21 protein-coding genes are annotated in these 18,133 nt (G+C 38.5%); 20 read left to right on the top strand and 1 reads right to left on the bottom strand.

Annotated features, from left to right (window positions below; all coding sequences use genetic code 11):
• Positions 1-64: 64 nt before the first annotated feature.
• Positions 65-718, bottom strand: coding sequence for a DUF6058 family natural product biosynthesis protein (locus P20429_RS16100; protein ID WP_024591738.1), 654 nt, complete (start codon positions 716-718; stop codon positions 65-67).
• 171 nt (positions 719-889) lie between these two features.
• Between P20429_RS16100 and dapA the strand changes: the two genes are divergently transcribed.
• From dapA to P20429_RS16195, 20 genes are all read left to right on the top strand, one after another.
• A complete protein-coding gene (gene dapA, locus P20429_RS16105) occupies positions 890-1,807 on the top strand; it encodes a 4-hydroxy-tetrahydrodipicolinate synthase (protein WP_007580836.1) in 918 nt (305 codons plus the stop codon).
• Between the two features lie 118 nt (positions 1,808-1,925).
• Entirely contained in the window at positions 1,926-2,639 is a 714-nt protein-coding gene (locus tag P20429_RS16110) for a beta-ketoacyl synthase chain length factor (protein WP_193371813.1), read from the top strand.
• Positions 2,632-3,414, top strand: coding sequence for a 1-acyl-sn-glycerol-3-phosphate acyltransferase (locus P20429_RS16115; protein WP_033026297.1), 783 nt, complete (start codon positions 2,632-2,634; stop codon positions 3,412-3,414). The genes P20429_RS16110 and P20429_RS16115 overlap by 8 nt, the downstream gene beginning before the upstream one ends.
• Positions 3,411-3,668 carry a phosphopantetheine-binding protein gene (locus P20429_RS16120; RefSeq protein WP_007580830.1) on the top strand — a complete coding sequence of 86 codons (258 nt, stop codon included), beginning with the start codon at positions 3,411-3,413 and terminating at the stop codon, positions 3,666-3,668. The genes P20429_RS16115 and P20429_RS16120 overlap by 4 nt, the downstream gene beginning before the upstream one ends.
• Before the next feature lie 21 nt (positions 3,669-3,689).
• Positions 3,690-3,935: an acyl carrier protein gene (locus P20429_RS16125; RefSeq protein ID WP_002958648.1), complete on the top strand. Its 246-nt coding sequence runs from the start codon at positions 3,690-3,692 to the stop codon at positions 3,933-3,935.
• A gap of 4 nt (positions 3,936-3,939) precedes the next feature.
• Entirely contained in the window at positions 3,940-4,356 is a 417-nt protein-coding gene (locus P20429_RS19180) for a hypothetical protein (protein WP_007580828.1), read from the top strand.
• Between the two features lie 141 nt (positions 4,357-4,497).
• Positions 4,498-5,862 (top strand): AMP-binding protein, encoded by a 1,365-nt coding sequence (locus P20429_RS16130; protein ID WP_007580823.1) that lies wholly within the window; start codon positions 4,498-4,500, stop codon positions 5,860-5,862.
• Positions 5,846-6,211, top strand: a complete 366-nt coding sequence (locus P20429_RS16135) for a thioester dehydrase (RefSeq protein ID WP_007580821.1) — start codon at positions 5,846-5,848, stop codon at positions 6,209-6,211. The genes P20429_RS16130 and P20429_RS16135 overlap by 17 nt, the downstream gene beginning before the upstream one ends.
• Positions 6,204-6,953 (top strand): glycosyltransferase family 2 protein, encoded by a 750-nt coding sequence (locus tag P20429_RS16140; RefSeq protein ID WP_007580819.1) that lies wholly within the window; start codon positions 6,204-6,206, stop codon positions 6,951-6,953. Before P20429_RS16135 ends, P20429_RS16140 begins: the two co-directional genes overlap by 8 nt.
• A complete protein-coding gene (locus P20429_RS16145) occupies positions 6,943-7,911 on the top strand; it encodes an acyltransferase (protein WP_007580816.1) in 969 nt (322 codons plus the stop codon). The genes P20429_RS16140 and P20429_RS16145 overlap by 11 nt, the downstream gene beginning before the upstream one ends.
• Positions 7,904-9,448, top strand: a complete 1,545-nt coding sequence (gene hutH, locus P20429_RS16150) for a histidine ammonia-lyase (RefSeq protein WP_007580814.1) — start codon at positions 7,904-7,906, stop codon at positions 9,446-9,448. Before P20429_RS16145 ends, hutH begins: the two co-directional genes overlap by 8 nt.
• On the top strand, positions 9,441-9,869 hold the full coding sequence (locus tag P20429_RS16155) for a thioesterase family protein (protein WP_007580812.1): 429 nt from the start codon (positions 9,441-9,443) through the stop codon (positions 9,867-9,869). The genes hutH and P20429_RS16155 overlap by 8 nt, the downstream gene beginning before the upstream one ends.
• A 23-nt stretch (positions 9,870-9,892) precedes the next feature.
• Positions 9,893-10,402: an outer membrane lipoprotein carrier protein LolA gene (locus P20429_RS16160; RefSeq protein WP_007580810.1), complete on the top strand. Its 510-nt coding sequence runs from the start codon at positions 9,893-9,895 to the stop codon at positions 10,400-10,402.
• A gap of 47 nt (positions 10,403-10,449) precedes the next feature.
• Positions 10,450-12,690 (top strand): MMPL family transporter, encoded by a 2,241-nt coding sequence (locus tag P20429_RS16165; protein WP_007580808.1) that lies wholly within the window; start codon positions 10,450-10,452, stop codon positions 12,688-12,690.
• A 1-nt stretch (position 12,691) separates the two neighbouring features.
• The gene (locus P20429_RS16170; RefSeq protein WP_007580806.1) at positions 12,692-13,930 is read left to right on the top strand and encodes an NAD(P)/FAD-dependent oxidoreductase; all 1,239 of its coding nucleotides are present in this window, start codon (positions 12,692-12,694) and stop codon (positions 13,928-13,930) included.
• Complete coding sequence (locus P20429_RS16175; RefSeq protein ID WP_007580804.1) at positions 13,918-14,478, top strand: DUF3261 domain-containing protein; 561 nt, start codon at positions 13,918-13,920, stop codon at positions 14,476-14,478. Before P20429_RS16170 ends, P20429_RS16175 begins: the two co-directional genes overlap by 13 nt.
• Positions 14,475-15,644 carry a beta-ketoacyl-ACP synthase gene (locus P20429_RS16180; protein ID WP_007580801.1) on the top strand — a complete coding sequence of 390 codons (1,170 nt, stop codon included), beginning with the start codon at positions 14,475-14,477 and terminating at the stop codon, positions 15,642-15,644. The genes P20429_RS16175 and P20429_RS16180 overlap by 4 nt, the downstream gene beginning before the upstream one ends.
• Positions 15,637-16,092 carry a hotdog family protein gene (locus P20429_RS16185; RefSeq protein WP_007580798.1) on the top strand — a complete coding sequence of 152 codons (456 nt, stop codon included), beginning with the start codon at positions 15,637-15,639 and terminating at the stop codon, positions 16,090-16,092. Before P20429_RS16180 ends, P20429_RS16185 begins: the two co-directional genes overlap by 8 nt.
• On the top strand, positions 16,089-16,814 hold the full coding sequence (gene fabG, locus P20429_RS16190) for a 3-oxoacyl-ACP reductase FabG (protein WP_007580797.1): 726 nt from the start codon (positions 16,089-16,091) through the stop codon (positions 16,812-16,814). The genes P20429_RS16185 and fabG overlap by 4 nt, the downstream gene beginning before the upstream one ends.
• Complete coding sequence (locus P20429_RS16195; protein ID WP_033026325.1) at positions 16,814-18,043, top strand: beta-ketoacyl-ACP synthase; 1,230 nt, start codon at positions 16,814-16,816, stop codon at positions 18,041-18,043. The genes fabG and P20429_RS16195 overlap by 1 nt, the downstream gene beginning before the upstream one ends.
• The last annotated feature ends 90 nt before the right edge of the window (positions 18,044-18,133 follow it).

Below are 18,133 nucleotides of genomic sequence, written 5' to 3'. Positions count from 1 at the left end.
AGTTAACAGATCTTGTTTTTCGTAAAATAATCCTAAAATGATAAATAATCAAACTATTGCAAAACTATTTTATAGATAAGTCGTATTTTAAAATAAGTGCATCTATATAGCGGGTGCGTAATGTGTGTTGTTTTTCATGATCGGCGCCATGCCCTAATGCTTTGTTTAAAAGCTTCATGGCGGGGTGCAGTAGCGCTCTTTCTTCTTGGTTTAAGCTCGCTTTACTGCGCAGTTCTGTAATGTCGTCAACTAATAGCCTGCCAATATCTACCGAGACTATTTCGTCTATTAATCCATTTTGAGTAAGCACGCCGTACTTACTGCATAAAAACTGTTGCCAAATTTGCTGCAAGTGCTCGTCTATTTCGCAGCCAAATAGCTCTTCGCTAAACGTAAATCCTTGCTGAGCGAGTTTAGTTAGGCTTGCAGTATATTGCTGTGCAAAATAATTAAAAGCATGGCTTGATGATTCTATTTTTTGTTTTAAAAGACCTTGACCCCAATTAACACAGCCGCGCGGGTAATAGTCGTCATACTCTTCGCATTCATACAAACCTGAATATGAGCTGCAGCTAAGTTGACTTTTAATACAGTAACTTGGTTTGGGGAAAACACTTCGCTCTTGCCAAGCTAAAAGTGTATCTGCATCTATATTTAATGCTTGGCACAGTTCATCGGTGTTATAAAAATGAGTTGCTAAGTAGTCAGATAAACGCATAAAGCCTCTGGTATCGTTAAAAATAAAATACTGTTCATATATACAGTTGTTCATTTTGTATTACCAAACTTAATAACACAAGAAATTTTATAATTAAATGTAGGCTTACACCTCCAAAAGTACCGGCAATTATGTTACAAATAGCGCAAGTTTTATAAATAATGATTTTTTATGCGCACCCTAGAGAAAATTAAACAAGCAAGCCTTATTACAGCTATTAAAACGCCATACTTAGCAAACGGTGAAATAGACCTAGCAAAGTACGATGAACTCGTCGAAATACAAATTGCAGCAGGCGTTGACGGCATTGTAGTTGGTGGCACAACAGGCGAAGGCCAGTTAATGAACTGGGAAGAGCATTTAATGCTTATAGCGCACAGTGCAAACAAGTATGGTGACAAACTGGTTATTGTCGGTAATACCGGTAGTAACAACACCCGTGAAGCGATTAAAGCAACTAAATATGGCTTTGCCAGCGGTATGGATGCAGCACTGCAAATTAATCCATATTACGGACGTACGTCTATTGCGGGTGTTAAAGAGCACTTTAAGCGCGTACTTGATATTGGACCTGCCTTTATTTACAACGTAGCAGGGCGAACAGGTCAAGACCTAACACCTGATATTATTGAGCCACTCGCTAAACATGAATATTTTATTGGTGTAAAAGAGTGTGGCGGTAATGAACGTATTGCCCATTATGAACAACAAGGTATTGCATGTTGGTCGGGTAACGATGATGAAAGTCACGATGCGCGCCACACACATAAAGCGCACGGTGTTATCTCGGTTACTTCTAACTTAATACCTGGGTTATTCCGTCAGTTAATGGATACTAAAAATGATGAGTTAAATACATCATTACAACCATTAATGAACTGGTTGTTCTGTGAACCAAACCCCATTGCTATTAATACCGCGTTGATGATGACAGGTGCAGTAAACCCTGTATTTAGATTACCGTATCTACCGCTTAGTGATGAGCAGCAAGCTCAAGGCGAAGTATTAATTAATGAGTTGAATAACAACGATGTTGTTGGCGGCACAGCTAAGTGTATAAAGCAGGACGATATAGCCCTCCTTTCCTAGCAATATGAGCAAGCGCTGAACAAAGTGTTAGTTCAGTGCTTTTTGTTAATGATTATTTACTTCTATTGCTAAAATCGGTAAAATTCCTTCCCTTATATCTTATAAAATATGCAGAGCTGTGAAATTTGTTGTTGAAGAACTCGCTATATGGATAAAGCCCGAACAGCGACAAATAAAAGAGAGTAATTGGTTTGATTCCTCCGTATTAAATCTTAGTTGGGTGCCTGCTATGCAGCGACGCCGAATGACTTCCTTTATTAAAATGGCACTCTTTAGTGCTCATCAAGTAAGCACTCAAGGTAACTATGTTAATTTACCGAGTGTTTTTTCTTCTCGCCACGGTGATTTTCACAAAACGTCTAACTTACTTATTGATGTAGTAAATGATCAGCCACTGTCGCCCACTGGTTTTGGGTTAAGTGTGCATAATGCCGCATCGGGGCTTTTTGGGATAATACAGGGTAATACAAGTGCTACAAATGCTATAGCTGCAGGAGCCGAAAGCTTTATTTATGCACTCGTAGATGGCTTTGTAAGACTTGCTGATAACGATCAGCAACACATGTTAATAGTTCATACCGACGAGACTCTCCCTGATATTTACGCTCAGTACGCCGATGAACAGCAAATAGCACACTCTATTGGTTTAATAATAAGAGCGCCGCAAAAAGGCGAACCCCATTTTAGTTTAAACAAAGTATTTAATACGGGCATCGAAAAAAGCGACTTACCAATGAGTATTCAATGCGCTAAGGCTTTGTATGAGCGAAGCAATATATTACTTGTTCATAACACGCTTGAGCACGATTGGCAGCTTACATACCATGCTTAAAAATGTACAAAGGTTATGTGGGTTGATTTGGCGGATTATTGCTACTGCATTTTGCTTTTCAGTTTTTGGGGTTGGTGGTTTAGTATTAGCCTTTATTGTTTTTCCTGCTCAGCGCCTATTTCAAAGTGACTCAGTTAAACAAAAGATTAAGGCTCGAAAGACAGTACATTACAGCTTCAAATGGTTTGTTAGTTTAATGCATGTAACGGGCGTTATTCGATTTCATGTCAACGATAAAGCAAAAATTGAAAGCTTAAAAGGGCAACTGATATTAGCAAACCATCCTTCTTTAATTGATGTTGTTGTTTTAATTTCGGTAGTAAAAAATGCAGATTGCGTAGTAAAGGCGCATTTATTTAAAAATCCTTTTATGCGCGGCGTTATTAAAAGCACCGGCTATATAAGTAATGACGATCCGCAGGAGCTATTACGAGAATGCGAGCGCAGTTTGCAAAAGGGTAATAACTTAATTGTATTTCCTGAAGGGACACGGACAGAGCCTCACAAAACATTAAAGTTTAAACGAGGCGCTGCAAATATTGCAATTAGATGTCATGCGCCCATTACTACTTTTTTAATTAAAATGAAGCCAAACACTTTAACCAAAGGCACACCTTGGTATAAGGTCGCGCCATATCAGGCGCATTTTACAATGGGGCTTGCGAGCCAGCAGTTTAATTGTGCAACGTACGACAGCGATATGCCTGCGATGCAATCACGCCAATTGACTAAAGATTTACAACATTATTTTACACAAGAGCTAAAAAATATATGAGCGAATTAAAAGAACAAATAAAACAACTGATTATCTCAAGCCTTGACCTTGAAGACATGACCACTGCTGACATACAAGATGATGACGCTTTATTTGTAGATGGCCTAGGACTAGACAGCATAGATGCATTAGAGCTTGGCCTTGCGATAAAGAAGCAATTTGATGTGAAAATAGATGCAAACTCTGATCAAACTAAAGCGCACTTTGCCTCAGTTAATTCTTTAGCAAAATTTATTGAACAAGCACGTTCTTAATATATAAAAGTAGGAAGAAAGATGAAAACCGCTGCTGAAATTTATGATGTATTACACGGCATTTTAGAAAACGAATTTGAAATAGACCCAGAAGATATTAGCTTAGAGGCTAACCTGTACCAAGATCTTGATTTAGACAGTATTGATGCAGTTGACTTAGTTGTGAAATTAAGAGAAATCACAGGTAAAAAAATTGAGCCTGATGCCTTTAAGCTTGTGCGCACAGTGCAAGACATAGTCACCGAAATAGAAAAGTTAGTTAACTAATACTATGTTAAAAGCAGTTTTAACAACGTTAATTATGATTTGCTTGGCTTGCTACCCTATTATTGTGTACGTAGGCCTTACGCGTTTTAATAGTCTGATTATTACAGTATTACTGCTATTTTTACTCGGGCTTAGACTTTGGTTAAGCAGAGCCTTGTTTGATAAAATGCCGTGGTTAAAGCCCGCTACATTTTTAGCAGCCATTACTATTTTGATTTCCAAGGTAATGGATAGCGATTTAGGGCTGCGTTTATATCCCGTAATCATTAATTTAGTTATGTTAGTTGTGTTTGCGTATTCTTTGTATAAAGGGCCTTCTATTATTGAAACCTTTGCGCGCATTACTGAGCCCTCACTTGATGAAAACGGTGTAATTTATACAAAAAAAATAACGCTAGTGTGGTGTGTTTTTTTGTATTAAACGGTGGCATTGCCCTGTACACCAGTATTTTTAGTAGCCTAGAAACCTGGGCTTTTTATAATGGTTTTATTGCTTACTTAGCTATGGGCACATTGTTTGCTATAGAGTGGCTAGTCAGACAAAAAGTAAAAAGGAACGCCGGTGTTTAATGCTTTTCAAAGTAATGCGATAAGAACATGTTTTAATCATACTGATAATGATATTTCGGAGCGTCAGTTTGTTAGTGATATAAACGAAGTTTTAGCAAAGCTATCAACGTTAAATGCTAAATCATCGGTTGTTTTATACACCACAGACACCTACAAATTTGCCGTGTACTTATTTGCTTTGGCACTACATGGAAACACAGTGATTTTGCCGCCTAATGGGCAACCTGCAACGTTAAACTCCTTGCTTAAACAAACACCTTTTTTTATTGGTGAGTCTGAATTAGTAGCCGATTTAGAGGCTGATTTTCTAGATATAGGCTCCTTAGTCAATCAACCTCACTTTGTATCTATTGAAACAATTAAATGGCCTCAAGAAGGCACAATTGTTTTTTACACGTCGGGCTCGTCGGGTAAAGCAAAGCCAATTGTAAAAACGTGGCAGGTAATAAATAAAGAATTAAGTACATTAATTAATAGCTACGCACTGATTGATAATCCTATTTTTATAGCGAGTGTTTCGCATCAGCATATATACGGCTTATTGTTTAGATTATTGTGGCCATTACGTGCAGGAAAGGTTGTTAATACAGAACTATTGCATTACCCAGAACATATAGCTACAAAGCTCAAGTTATTTAAAAAAGTAGTGTTTGTTTCAAGCCCAGCGCAGTTAAAACGGTTATGTATTGATAATGTTTTAGTGGATGATAAGTCTCATTTACAATGGATTTTCTCATCAGGTGGACCGCTATTAAACGAAGATGCTGTATCGTTGTTTACGCAATTAAATAAACCAGTTACACAAGTTTTTGGTAGTACCGAAACCGGTGGTATTGCATATCGACAAGTTACTTCACTTGAAAAGGTTAGCCTTTGGCAGCCATTTTCGGGTATTAAAGTACGGGCTTTGGACGATCAGCGTTTAATTTTAAACTCACCGCTCGTTCGCGACAAAAATTACCCTTTAGATGATAGAGGCGAAGTACTTAAAAATGGTCAATTTAGATTATTAGGCCGATTCGATCGAATTATAAAATTAGAAGAAAAACGATTAAGTTTAGATGAGCTAGAACAACATTTGTGTACTAGTGAGTGGGTAAGTGAAGCTAAAGTAATCGCCTTGCCTGGTGAGCGATTAATTGTAGGCGCTATTGTTGTGCTTACGCATAAAGGGCAGATGTTTTTTAATGGTGACGGTAAGTTAGCTACAAATAATTTATTAAAAGCGCATGCATTAGCGCGCTTTGAGCGAATTTGTATCCCTAAAAAGTGGCGTTTTGTAGATCAATTACCATACAACTCACAGGCAAAGTTAAATTTAAAAGCATTGGAGAGTCTTTTTGCAAAAGTTGACTAAAACACAGCCTGATTTACTGTCTTGTGAAAAAGCAGAGCAAAAGTATAAATTAAGCTTACTAGTTCCTCATGATTTAGATTATTTCAAAGGACATTTTACGGATGGCCCAATACTCGCAGGTGTTGTGCAATTAGACTGGGCTGTAGCTGCAATTTGTAAATATTATAATGTTCAGCAACCTGTTAAAAATGTTGAAGTATTAAAATTTCAGGTAGTGATTACCCCAGGTATAACAATCGAATTATTGCTTGAGCAAAAGTCAGAGAATAAATATACCTTTTCGTATAATTCAAATAAAGGACAGCATGCATCTGGCCGTGTTGTTTTTGATAGCCTGATAAATGAATAACTTTTGTATTGTTATCCCAAATTATAATCACATTACGGTTATTGATGATGTACTGAGCCAACTATCGTCATTTAATCTTCCTATTATTATGGTTGATGACGCAAGCAACGTCGAAGCTAAAAATGTGTTCAGTAAGCTTGATGCAAAATACGCGCAGTTGAGTGTAGTTGCCCACGACGATAATCAAGGTAAAGGCGGCGCGGTACAGACAGGCTTAAAGCAGGCGCATAAGCTAGGTTTTTCGCATGCGATACAGGTTGATGCTGATGGGCAGCATGACTTATCTGATATTAAAAAACTAATAGCGCTTTCAAACGCTCAGCCTAAAGCGCTTATAAGCTGTTGCCCAATATATGACGATTCAGTGCCTAAACACCGTTATTTAGCACGTTATTTAACGCATGTTTGGGTATGGATTGAAACGTTAAGTTTTACAATTGTAGATTCGATGTGTGGCTTTAGAGTGTATCCGCTTGAGCAAAGTACAAAGCTAATTGATGAGGTATCGCTTGGAAAACGCATGGATTTTGACCCCGAAATTTTAGTGCGTTTATATTGGCGCAATGTGCCTTTTGTATTTTTACCTAGCCAAGTAATTTACCCCGAAAATGGGCTTTCTCATTTTCAGCCATTACACGATAACGTGCGTATTTCGTGGTTACACACCCGCTTGTTTTTTGGAATGTTGATTCGCTCTCCTGTGTTAATTTGGCATAAATTAAAGAGGCGTTATGGCCGCTAAACACTGGTCTAAAATGCAAGAGCGCGGTAATTTCTTAGGTATTCAAATACTGTTATTTGCTCATAAATTACTGGGTAGAAAAGGGCTGTGGATTGTTTTGTTTCCTGTCGTTTTTTATCTTTTTTTAACAGGAAAAGTAGCGCGTGTAGCATCTAAAGTGTTTTTAGAGCAAGTTAATGTTTACCAAGACTGCAAACAACCTGTTACGTTTAAAATGCAATTAACGCACTTTTGCAGTTTTGCAGATAGCGCATTAGATAAAATTGATGCTTGGCTTGGGCGAATAACCCAACGTGATATTAAATACACTAATGAGCATTTATTTGCTGAGCTAGATGAGCATAATCAAGGGGCTATTTTTATAGGTTCCCACTTGGGTAATTTAGAGGTGTGCAGGGCACTTAGCCAGCACCGCAGCAGTAAAAAAATAAATGTACTGGTGTTTACCCATCACGCTGTTGAATTTAATAAAATGCTTAAAAAGATTAACCCAGATGTGTCGGTTAATTTAATACAAGTGACTGATATGGGGCCTGACTTAGCTATTTTACTAAAAGAAAAAGTAGAGCAGGGAGAAATAATCGTTATTGTTGGTGACAGAACAAGCACAACAACGGCTTCTCGGTCGGTACAGGTACCGTTTTTAGGCAAAAATGCCCCATTTTCACAGGGGCCTTTTATATTAGCCGCGCTGCTTGATTGCCCTGTTTACTTTTTGTTTTGTTTAAAAGATAAAAAAAGCAAAAAGTATCAAGTGATATTTGAACATTACAGCCAGTCATTAAAAATGCCTCGACGAGAGCGACAGCAGGCGCTAACACTTATTATTACTGACTATGCACAGCGTTTGAGTTATTACGCAGCTTTATATCCTTATCAGTGGTTTAATTTTTACGATTTTTGGAAAAGTGATCAGCAGGTAGTGCGCGATCAATCAATGGAGAACAAGTGTGACTGAACAAAATATACAGCTTTTTGGCAATCAGCGATTATCAATTGAAGATATTGTTCGAGTTGCCTTTAATGAAACACAAGTGCAATTAAATAGCTGTGAAACTTTTAGCGTTAAAATTAATAGCGCTTTGCGTTTTTTAGACACACTTTTAAAAGAAGATGGCGTGATTTACGGCGTTACTACTGGTTACGGTGATTCTGTAACGGTTGCTGTACCCCTTGATTTAGTTGATGAATTACCTCTGCATTTAACTCGCTTTCACGGCTGTGGACTAGGGGATATATTTAATAAAGTGCAAGGGCGTGCAATTTTAGCGACCCGCTTAACATCACTTTCACAGGGCTACTCTGGTATTAGCTGGGAAATGCTGCACCTACTTAAAGATTACTTAAATAACGATATAGTGCCTGTGATCCCGCAAGAAGGGTCAGTAGGTGCCAGTGGCGATTTAACACCGTTATCTTACGTTGCAGGTGCGATGGTAGGCGAGCGTGATGTGTTTTACAAAGACCAAGTACGTAACAGTGCTGAAGTTATGAAAGAAGTTGGCTTAGAACCACTAACACTAAGGCCAAAAGAAGGTCTTGCCGTTATGAATGGCACAGCGGTAATGACTGCATTAGCGTGTTTAGCGTTTGATAGGGCTAATTACTTAGCTAAACTGGCGAGCCGTATTACTGCATTATCAAGTTTAGCGCTTAAAGGAAATAGCCATCATTTTGATGAGATATTATTTTCAGTTAAGCCACATCCTGGGCAGCAACAAATTGCACGTTGGATAAGAGAAGATTTAAACCATCACGATCACCCTCGTAATGCAGACAGACTTCAAGATAGGTATTCAATCCGTTGTGCACCCCATGTTATTGGTGTGCTGCAAGACAGTCTTCCGTTTTTTAGGCATATGATAGAAAACGAGCTTAACTCAGCAAACGATAACCCAATAATTGACGGCCAAGGTGAGCATGTATTACACGGCGGGCATTTTTACGGAGGCCACATTGCAATGGCAATGGATAGCATGAAAACAGCCGTTGCAAACCTTGCTGATTTAGCAGACAGACAAATCGCTTCTTTGGTTGATACTAAGTACAACAATGGGCTACCTTCAAACTTGTCTGATAGTGCACCAGAGCGCCGTTATATTAATCATGGTTTTAAAGCGGTTCAAATTGGCTGTAGTGCTTACACTGCTGAAGCATTAAAGCTAACCATGCCGGCCAGCGTTTTTTCTCGCTCTACAGAGTGTCATAATCAAGATAAAGTGAGTATGGGGACTATTGCGTCTCGCGATTGTTTACGTATTTTACAGCTAACAGAACAAGTGTTAGCAAGTACGTTATTAGCAAGTATTCAAGGTGTTAGATTGCGTATAAAACAAGGCGATCTTGAGTTTTCGACTTTAACGCAAGATATGCAAAACATGTATACCGATATAACTGATTACTTTGAAAACCTGACTGAGGATAGACCAATGGAAGCCGTGCTAAGGCAAACAATAGGGTATATTCAAACTAAACGTTGGGCGTTGTATGAATAGTAAAGGTGCATTATTAACGCATGTTGTAGAAATTGAAATTCCATTTCATGACTGCGATCCAATGAATGTTGTATGGCATGGTAACTACCCACGTTACTTAGAAGTAGCGCGCTGCGAGTTACTGCGTTTATTTGATTATGATTACCCACAAATGCATGAATCGGGCTACGCGTGGCCTATTGTTGATATGCAAATAAAGTATGTCGCCTCAGCAGTATTTACTCAAAAAATTAAAGTAGCGGCTTATTTAAAAGAATACGAGAATAGACTACGGATTGATTACGTAATCACTGACTCGCTAACTAATAAGCGCCTTACTAAAGCCTCAACCACGCAAGTTGCGGTTGAGGTTAGCTCCAAAGAAATGCAATTTGAATCACCCGCTATTTTATTTAATAAGTTAAAAGCGGTTTTGAATTAAATTTTTATTTTATAGGCGATTAAATGAATTTTTTAAAATGTTTTACATTGAGCATAGCCATTAGCTTTTTACTGTTTTGCTCTGTAGTAAATGCAGCAGTTATTAAAGGTGAGTTTAAGCAATATAAGCAATTTAATGGATTTGCTAAGCCTTTTATTTCGTCGGGTGTTTTTTCGTTAATTGATGAAAAGCTCATTTGGCAAGTGAAAATGCCTGTTGAGAGTATGCTCATAATAGAAAACGGCAAAGTGCTTGCACAAAATACTAATGGTGAGTTAATACCACAACCTGGTAGCGAGCAATTTGTAGGGTTACTGAGTGACTTACTTAGCGTAAATATGAGTGCGCTGGAAACACGTTTTGATATTGCTAAAATGCAAGACAGTTGCACACAGTTAACACCAAAAGAAGCGATGCTACAGCAATTATTTAGTGATTTTATTTTATGTGAAACTGCTAAGCAAGTGAGCAGTATTACACTAAATGAGCACTCAGGAAATAACACAAAAATTGAGTTTACTTATTCCAAATAAAATTATGTTTTTTAAATAATGCAGTGGTTAATTAAGGGAATAGTGCAGTGACAAAACGAATTACCGTTATTGTAGGGTGGTTTAGCAGTTTAATTTTACTTTTTACTGCAGCTTTTTGGCTGTCTAAACCAACGTTTAGCGCCGATATGTTTAGCTTATTGCCAAAGTCGCACTCCCAAATTGCACATGCGGAAGATGTTTTTTTTCAGCAAAATGCTAACCGTATTATGTTCTCGTTTGCAGGAAATAATAAAAATAAAGCATTTGATGATTTCCAAAAATGGCTTGACGATAATGCAATTAAAAGCACATTTAACTTTCCGTCCGTTAACGATTTAGCGCAAACATTCTCACCTTTCAAACATGCGTTATTAAGTGATACTTACAAGCAAACATTAACCAAAAAAACAACGTTTGAACATTATTACCTTGAGCAATTAAATCAGTTAGGCAACCCATTTGTAAGTGCTACCTTAAGCAAAGATACAAGTTTGAGCCTAGCGGCATTTATAGAAGATAACTTAAAACAAAGCCAATTGTTTACGCTTGAACAAGGTCGTTTAACTCGACGTTTAAAAGGCGTTGAATACCGTGTCATTTTGGCAAACTTAGCGCCCGAAAATTTAGGGGTTAATAAATCAATTGATTTAGCTGGCGCGATAATTAAACAGATCAATATACTTAATAAAACCTACCCTGATTTAAGCATTACTTACTCTGGTGTGCTATTTCATACGGCTGAAAATGCTAAACAAGCTAAATACGAGATGAGCCTGTTTGGTGGCATTAGCTTATTAGCCCTTATTGCTATGGTATTTTGGGTATTTAGGCGTTTAAACAGTATTTTATTAGCAAGCTTTACCGTACTGAGCGCACTTATTGGTGGCGCTATCGCTATGGTATTGCTGTTTAATACTATTCATTTATTAACGCTTGTTTTTGCAGTTACCTTAATTGGTATTGCCATTGATTATGCATTTCATGGTATGACTGACTTAGCCAAAAAAGAGCATGAAAAAGGCTACAGCAAAGGGACACAATCTGCGCTTTTACTCTCTCTTATTACGACTACGTTGGGTTATTGCTGCTTACTAGGTGCGCCACTAACGTTATTATCTCAAGTTGGTGTGTTTGTTATTGCGGGTTTAGTGAGTGCTTGGCTATTTACAGTTTTAGTTTTGCCATTGTGGCAATCTACACTCACGTTATCGCCTTCGAGTTTATTGATGAGTCAAAAGCTCATTAAGGTTTTTTTATACTGCAATAGTTTAAAAAAACCAATACTCATTACGTTATTAGTCCTTATAAGTGCGTTATTTTTAATAAAACCTATTAGCTTTAATGATGATGTAAAGCTATTAAATGCAAGCTCCGAACATTTAATGCTAAACGAAAAAAAGCATTTGTTATTACTTGGGCAATGGGACACCCAAATTGTTTTTATGTTTGCAGATAGCGACGAAGCGCTATTACAAAAGCAAGAACAGTTTTTAAAACGCTTAACCCAACTAAACCCTAATTTTAAACATAATAGCATTAGCCATTGGTTGCCTAGTTTACAAAAGCAGAGCGATAACCAAGCCTTGTTTGAACAGGCTAAAAACAAAGGGACTTTGGATATTGCAGAGCGCGTTACAGGGCAAGCGTTAGTAAGTACAAAGGCACCGTTATTGACTTATGAAACACTCGCCACGAGTACATTTAAACCATTACTGCTTTCTCAAATGGTTGTTGAGTCAGAACAATCGATAACGTGGGTGTCTATTTCGGGTATTTCATCTGATCAACTAATTAATGAGGTTGAAAAAAACAATGGAATTTACCTTTATAATAAACCTAAGCAAATTAGTACTTTATTAAGTGATTACCGTGAATATTTACTATTAAGCCTAGTGCTTGCGGGTTTTATTAGTTGGCTGCTTTTTAGTTGGCGATTTACGATTAAGATAGCGCTGCTGCAGGTGACCATTTTATCTGTTGTGGTGTTGAGCATGCTTTGGGTATGTAATGCGATTCAAGGTAGCTTGTCGTTATTTAATTTACTCGGTGCGTTACTTGTTATTGCCTTAGCAATTGATTACCTCGTTTTTTATCAAATAAATAAGTTAGAGCCCAAAAATGTGTTAGCGATTAGCTTATCGGCTGCGTCATCAATGTGGGTATTTGGCATGTTGAGTGCATCTGATACACCGGCTATTTTTAGCTTTGGGCTGAGTGTAATGGTAGGGATTTTAGCTATTTACTTTTTATCACCGCTGAGTGTTTTAAAGCCTCAAAAGGAACAATAATTTGAATAACCTTGAGCAGTACGATGTTGTTGTTATTGGCGCTGGGCCTTCTGGTGCATTGGCTAGTAGTCTTTTAGTTCAAAAGGGATGGCGGGTACTGGTACTTGAACAGCAAGCGTTTCCACGTTTTTCAATTGGTGAAAGCTTACTGCCGCAATGTATGGCGTACTTAGAAGACGCGGGCTTAATCGATACACTACATGACAATGCAGCGGCTTTAGGTTTTCAGTTTAAAGATGGCGCTGCTTTTCATCGGGCAGGGCAAAATACAACTATAAATTTCACTGAAAAATTTACTAAAGGCCCAGGCACTACGTATCAAGTGAAAAGAGCCGACTTTGACAAATTATTAGCAGACAAAGCACAAGGACAAGGCGTAGAAATCAGATATAAGCACACGGTGGTTGACTACTGTGATGAGCCAAATGGTGCATCATTAGTGGTACACAATGAGCAGCAGCAAGCTTATCGCGTTAATGCCCGATTTGTATTGGACGCAAGTGGCTTTGGGCGTGTATTACCAAAATTGTTAGATTTAGAGCTTCCTTCTAACTTTCCTGTTCGAAGCGCTTATTTTAGTCACTTTAAAGACAATATTAGTGATACAAGCTTCGATCGAAATAAAATTTTGATTACCGTACACCCTCAATATTCAGACGTGTGGTATTGGCTTATTCCCTTTAGTGATGGTACTGCGAGTATTGGGGTTGTGGCGCAGTCAGAGCGTTTTAATGATGATGAATCTAGCGATTTACTAAATCAATTTATAGAGCAAGACCCTTATTTAAAAACACTGTTAGCACAGCGTGAGTTATTAACTCCAGCAAAAAATATAAAAGGCTACTCGGCAAATGTGAGTAAGTTATATGGTAAGCACTTTGCTTTATTGGGTAATGCGGGGGAATTTTTAGACCCGGTATTTTCATCAGGTGTAACAATTGCACTCAAATCTGCAAATTTAATTGCCCCACTTGTTGATCGCTATTTAAAAAACGAAGTCGTCGATTTTGACGCTCACTATGCACAGCCATTACAAGCTGGGGTCGATTGTTTTAGAACATTTGTAACAGGGTGGTACGATACGCGTTTTCAGGATGTGATATTTTACTCTGAACAAAATACTCAGGTGCGAGAAATGATTAGTGCTATTTTAGCGGGTTACGCATGGGATACAAATAACCCATTTGTTGCACAAAGTGAACGCCGTTTAAATGTGTTGGCTCAGTTATGTCAAAATTAATTAAGTATGCGGTGTGTAGTGTATTTATATTTGCTGTATTGAGCGCATGTACGAGTTTTACAGCATCTAAAAATAGAGTGTATCTATCACCTAATATTCAATTAAATATTAATAGCGTGCCAGCACAAATGTTTGATAAGTCTTGGCAGCATGTTTTGTATATTACGAATCAGCAAAAAACACACACTGTATTTGCCCAATTAGCTATAAATGACAAAGGTGCAATTAAGTTATTGTTAATGACAGTGCAAGGCTTTCCGATTATGGAGCTTGAAAAACCTTTAAATGGCCCAGTAAAAACACGAAATATGCTGGCGGTAGAAGGGATAGACCCTCATTATATTTTGGCGGATATTGCATTAGTACATTGGCCAGTAGCATTTTTACAAAAGCAGTTAGAGGGTGCTTTAATAGAGCAGGTTGGCTCTAATCGGCAGGTATTTAACGATGAGGGTACATTTATCACCATTGACTATAGTGATGAGTCGACAACGTTGAACAATATTTTACATCAGTATCAAATAACATTTAAAAAGGTAGAACAGTGACATATTGGCTGAATGATTTAGGCATTGTGAGTGCGATGGGCATAGGCCAAGATGCAACCACAACAAGCTTAAATAAATATAACCCTGCAACTCCTTTATTAACTTTAAATAAAAGTTTAAGTGCTGAGCAAACTCCGCTGTATGTCGGGCAAGTTCAGTCTATTGCTTTATCAAATAATAAACGTATCAATACATTTATTGATCTAGCTTTAGAGCAGATTAAGCCAACCTTAGATAAACTTTCGCATATTGATAAGTCGCGTATCGCAATTGTAATGGGTACTAGTACATCAGGTATTCATGATGGCGAAAGAGCGCGTAAAAGCTATGAAAGTACAAAACTCTGGCCTGATGACTTTAGTTACAGTGATCAAGAGTTAGCAACACCCGCTCATTATATTGCACATAAAATAGGGGCTCTAGGGCCTTGTTACAGTATTTCTACTGCGTGCACGTCGAGTAGCAAAGCGTTAATTAGCGCCCGAGCTTTGCTAAATGCTGATTTAGCCGATGTGGTAATTTGTGGTGGTGCGGATAGTTTGTGCCAATTAACAATTAATGGCTTTGACTCGCTCGCTTCTTTAAGCTCGGGTTTATGCCAGCCTTTTTCTAGCACCAGAGACGGCATTAATATTGGTGAAGGGGCCGCTTTATTTGTAATGACTAAAAATAAGCCAATAACAAATAACGGCGTTATGTTATTAGGCAGTGGCGAAAGCTCAGATGCGCATCATATGTCAGCCCCCGATCCTAATGGGATGGGCGCCCAAGCCTCAATGGAAAAAGCACTAAAAAGTGCAAAGTTATCCTGTGGTGATATTGATTATATTAATGCTCACGGTACGGCTACTGTAAAAAATGACGAAATGGAAGCACTTGCAATTAATCGCGTGTTTGGCAACAATACCCCGCTTAGCTCAAGTAAGCATTTAACAGGGCATACTCTTGGTGCTGCAGGCGCCATTGAAGCCGGTATATGTTGGTTATTATTAAAAGATAGCGGCCAACATATGCTGCCGTATAACGCGATTAAAGAAGGCAGTGATTTGGCTGATATAAAAATAATAAAACAAGCGTTTAAGCCCGCTCTTAAATACTGCTTATCTAATTCATTTGCGTTTGGCGGTAATAATGCCAGCTTAATATTGGGAGTTAACGTTGACTAATTACCCTATAGAGCAAGTAGTCCCGCATGATGCGCCTATGATTTTAATAGATAGCCTTTTAACACACAGCGAAGATGAAGCTCAATGCGGCGTTACTATCACTGAGCAAAGCCCTTTTTTTAGTCCTGTAATTAACGGCGTACCTAGCTATATTGGTGTTGAGTACATGGCGCAGTCTATTGCCGCTTACGCTGGTGCGTTAGCGAATGATGAAAATAAACCTGTAAAAATTGGTTTTTTAATTGGCACGCGAAAATATCAAACTTATCAACCGTGTTTTAAAAACGGCAGTAAGCTGACTATTGAAGTGAAAAAGCTATATCAAGAAGAGTCAGGTTTAAGTGTATTTGAATGCCAAATACTCGTGTGTGAAACTCTACTTTGCCAAGCAAAAATTAATGTATTTCAGCCTGAAAACCCGTTGGAATTTATAAGAGAAAATCAATGACAAAAAGAATTTTAGTTACGGGTTCAAGCCGTGGTATTGGTAAAGCTATTGCGTTAAAACTTGCTGAGCAAGGGTTTGATATTGCAGTACATTGCAGAGCGGGTGTTGAGCAAGCTCAAGCAACATGCGATGAAATTAATGCATTAGGTAGAGCCACCAGTTTATTACAATTTGATGTATGTGACAGAGAGCAGGCCAAAGCACAAATAATAGAAGATATAGCTCAGCATGGCGCTTATTATGGCGTGGTGTGTAATGCAGGTATTACTAACGATATGGCATTTCCTGCTATGCAAGGGGAAGACTGGGATTGTGTAATACGTACAGGCCTTGATGGGTTTTATAATGTAGTACACCCAACTGTAATGCCTATGGTACAAAGCCGTAAAGGTGGGCGAATAATTACAATGTCATCGGTGTCAGGTATTGCAGGTAACCGAGGACAAGTAAATTATAGTGCAGCAAAAGCCGGTATTATTGGGGCCACTAAAGCACTTGCATTAGAATTGGCAAAACGCAAAATCACAGTTAATTGTGTGGCACCTGGTTTAATAGAAACCGCGATGACTGATGAATTACCTATTGATGAAATGATGAAAATGATACCCCTTAAACGCATGGGGAGCGTTAAAGAAGTTGCGGGAACAGTCGCTTTTTTAATGTCTGATGATGCAGCTTACATAACACGCCAAGTAATTTCGGTTAATGGTGGCATGGTTTGATTAAACGCGTTGTTGTAACAGGGATGTCGGTGGTCACTGCATTGGGCGATGATTGGACTGAATTCAAACAAGCCTTAATTAAAGGCGAAAATGCGGTTGTTACTATGCCAGAGTGGGATATAGCTGACGACCTCAATACTCGTTTAGCCGCGCCAGTTAAACACTTTGAGCGACCAGGTCATTACAAACGAAAACAAATCCGTTCAATGGGGCGAGTGTCACTTATGTCAACTCGTGCTACTGAATGCGCACTTGAACAAGCCAAACTACTCGAGCACGAAAGTCTAACAGATGGCTCTACGGGCATAGCGTATGGCTCATCTACGGGCTCTACTGAGCCACTACTCGCCTTTGCAAATATGATGGAAACGGGGTCGATGTCAGGTGTAACAGCCACGAGTTACATTAAAATGATGGCGCATACTGCCCCTGTAAATGTTGGTGTGTTTTTTGGTTTAAAAGGGCGTGTTATAACAACAAGCTCTGCTTGTACATCGGGATCTCAAGGAATAGGCTTCGCCTATGAAGCGATTAAGTTTGGCCGACAAAAAATAATGGTGGCTGGTGGAGCTGAAGAGTTATGTATTACTGAAGCCGCCGTATTTGATACGCTTTATGCAACATCTACAAAAAATGAAACACCAAAACAAACACCAAGACCTTTTGATAAAAATCGCGATGGCTTAGTGATAGGCGAAGGCGCGGGTACACTTATTTTAGAAGAATACGAACATGCAAAAGCTCGCGGAGCAACAATATTAGCTGAGGTGGTTGGTTTTGGTTGTAATTCTGATGGACAGCACGTTACTCAACCAACATCAAAAACAATGCAACTAGCGATAGAAATGGCACTGCAAGATGCCAATTTAGAACCAGAAAAAATTGGTTACGTTAATGCTCATGGTACATCAACAGATAAAGGTGATATTGCCGAGTCTCACGCAACGTTTAAAGCATTGGGCAGCAAACCTATTAGCTCGTTAAAAAGTTATTTGGGGCATACATTAGGTGCTTGTGGTGCTATAGAAGCATGGGCAAGCATTAATATGATGGCTGATAACTGGTTTGCACCAACAATTAATTTAGATAACGTTGATGACGAATGTGCTCAGCTTGATTACATAAGGCATCAAGGGCGTGAGATTAATACCGATTACGTGATGAGTAATAACTTTGCGTTTGGTGGTATTAACACCTCTTTAATATTTAAACGCTATAAAGTAGATTAAACACGTTAAAAGATAAGTTATGACTAACTGTTAGCTCGTTTTTACTGTATAATTTGCGACCCTTGATAATGTGGCCGTAGGTTATACAGC

The sequence above is a fragment of the Pseudoalteromonas sp. BSi20429 genome (assembly GCF_000238895.1).
In the GTDB taxonomy this organism is placed as follows: domain Bacteria; phylum Pseudomonadota; class Gammaproteobacteria; order Enterobacterales; family Alteromonadaceae; genus Pseudoalteromonas; species Pseudoalteromonas arctica.
This window is presented reverse-complemented; position numbering and strand designations above follow the sequence as displayed.

Coding starts and splice junctions, on each gene's coding strand:
- P20429_RS16100 (WP_024591738.1), bottom strand. CDS start 718: ATGCGTTTATCTGACTACTTAGCAACTCATTTTTATAACACCGATGAA.
- dapA (WP_007580836.1), top strand. CDS start 890: ATGCGCACCCTAGAGAAAATTAAACAAGCAAGCCTTATTACAGCTATT.
- P20429_RS16115 (WP_033026297.1), top strand. CDS start 2,632: ATGCTTAAAAATGTACAAAGGTTATGTGGGTTGATTTGGCGGATTATT.
- P20429_RS16120 (WP_007580830.1), top strand. CDS start 3,411: ATGAGCGAATTAAAAGAACAAATAAAACAACTGATTATCTCAAGCCTT.
- P20429_RS16125 (WP_002958648.1), top strand. CDS start 3,690: ATGAAAACCGCTGCTGAAATTTATGATGTATTACACGGCATTTTAGAA.
- P20429_RS19180 (WP_007580828.1), top strand. CDS start 3,940: ATGTTAAAAGCAGTTTTAACAACGTTAATTATGATTTGCTTGGCTTGC.
- P20429_RS16140 (WP_007580819.1), top strand. CDS start 6,204: ATGAATAACTTTTGTATTGTTATCCCAAATTATAATCACATTACGGTT.
- P20429_RS16145 (WP_007580816.1), top strand. CDS start 6,943: ATGGCCGCTAAACACTGGTCTAAAATGCAAGAGCGCGGTAATTTCTTA.
- P20429_RS16155 (WP_007580812.1), top strand. CDS start 9,441: ATGAATAGTAAAGGTGCATTATTAACGCATGTTGTAGAAATTGAAATT.
- P20429_RS16160 (WP_007580810.1), top strand. CDS start 9,893: ATGAATTTTTTAAAATGTTTTACATTGAGCATAGCCATTAGCTTTTTA.
- P20429_RS16175 (WP_007580804.1), top strand. CDS start 13,918: ATGTCAAAATTAATTAAGTATGCGGTGTGTAGTGTATTTATATTTGCT.
- fabG (WP_007580797.1), top strand. CDS start 16,089: ATGACAAAAAGAATTTTAGTTACGGGTTCAAGCCGTGGTATTGGTAAA.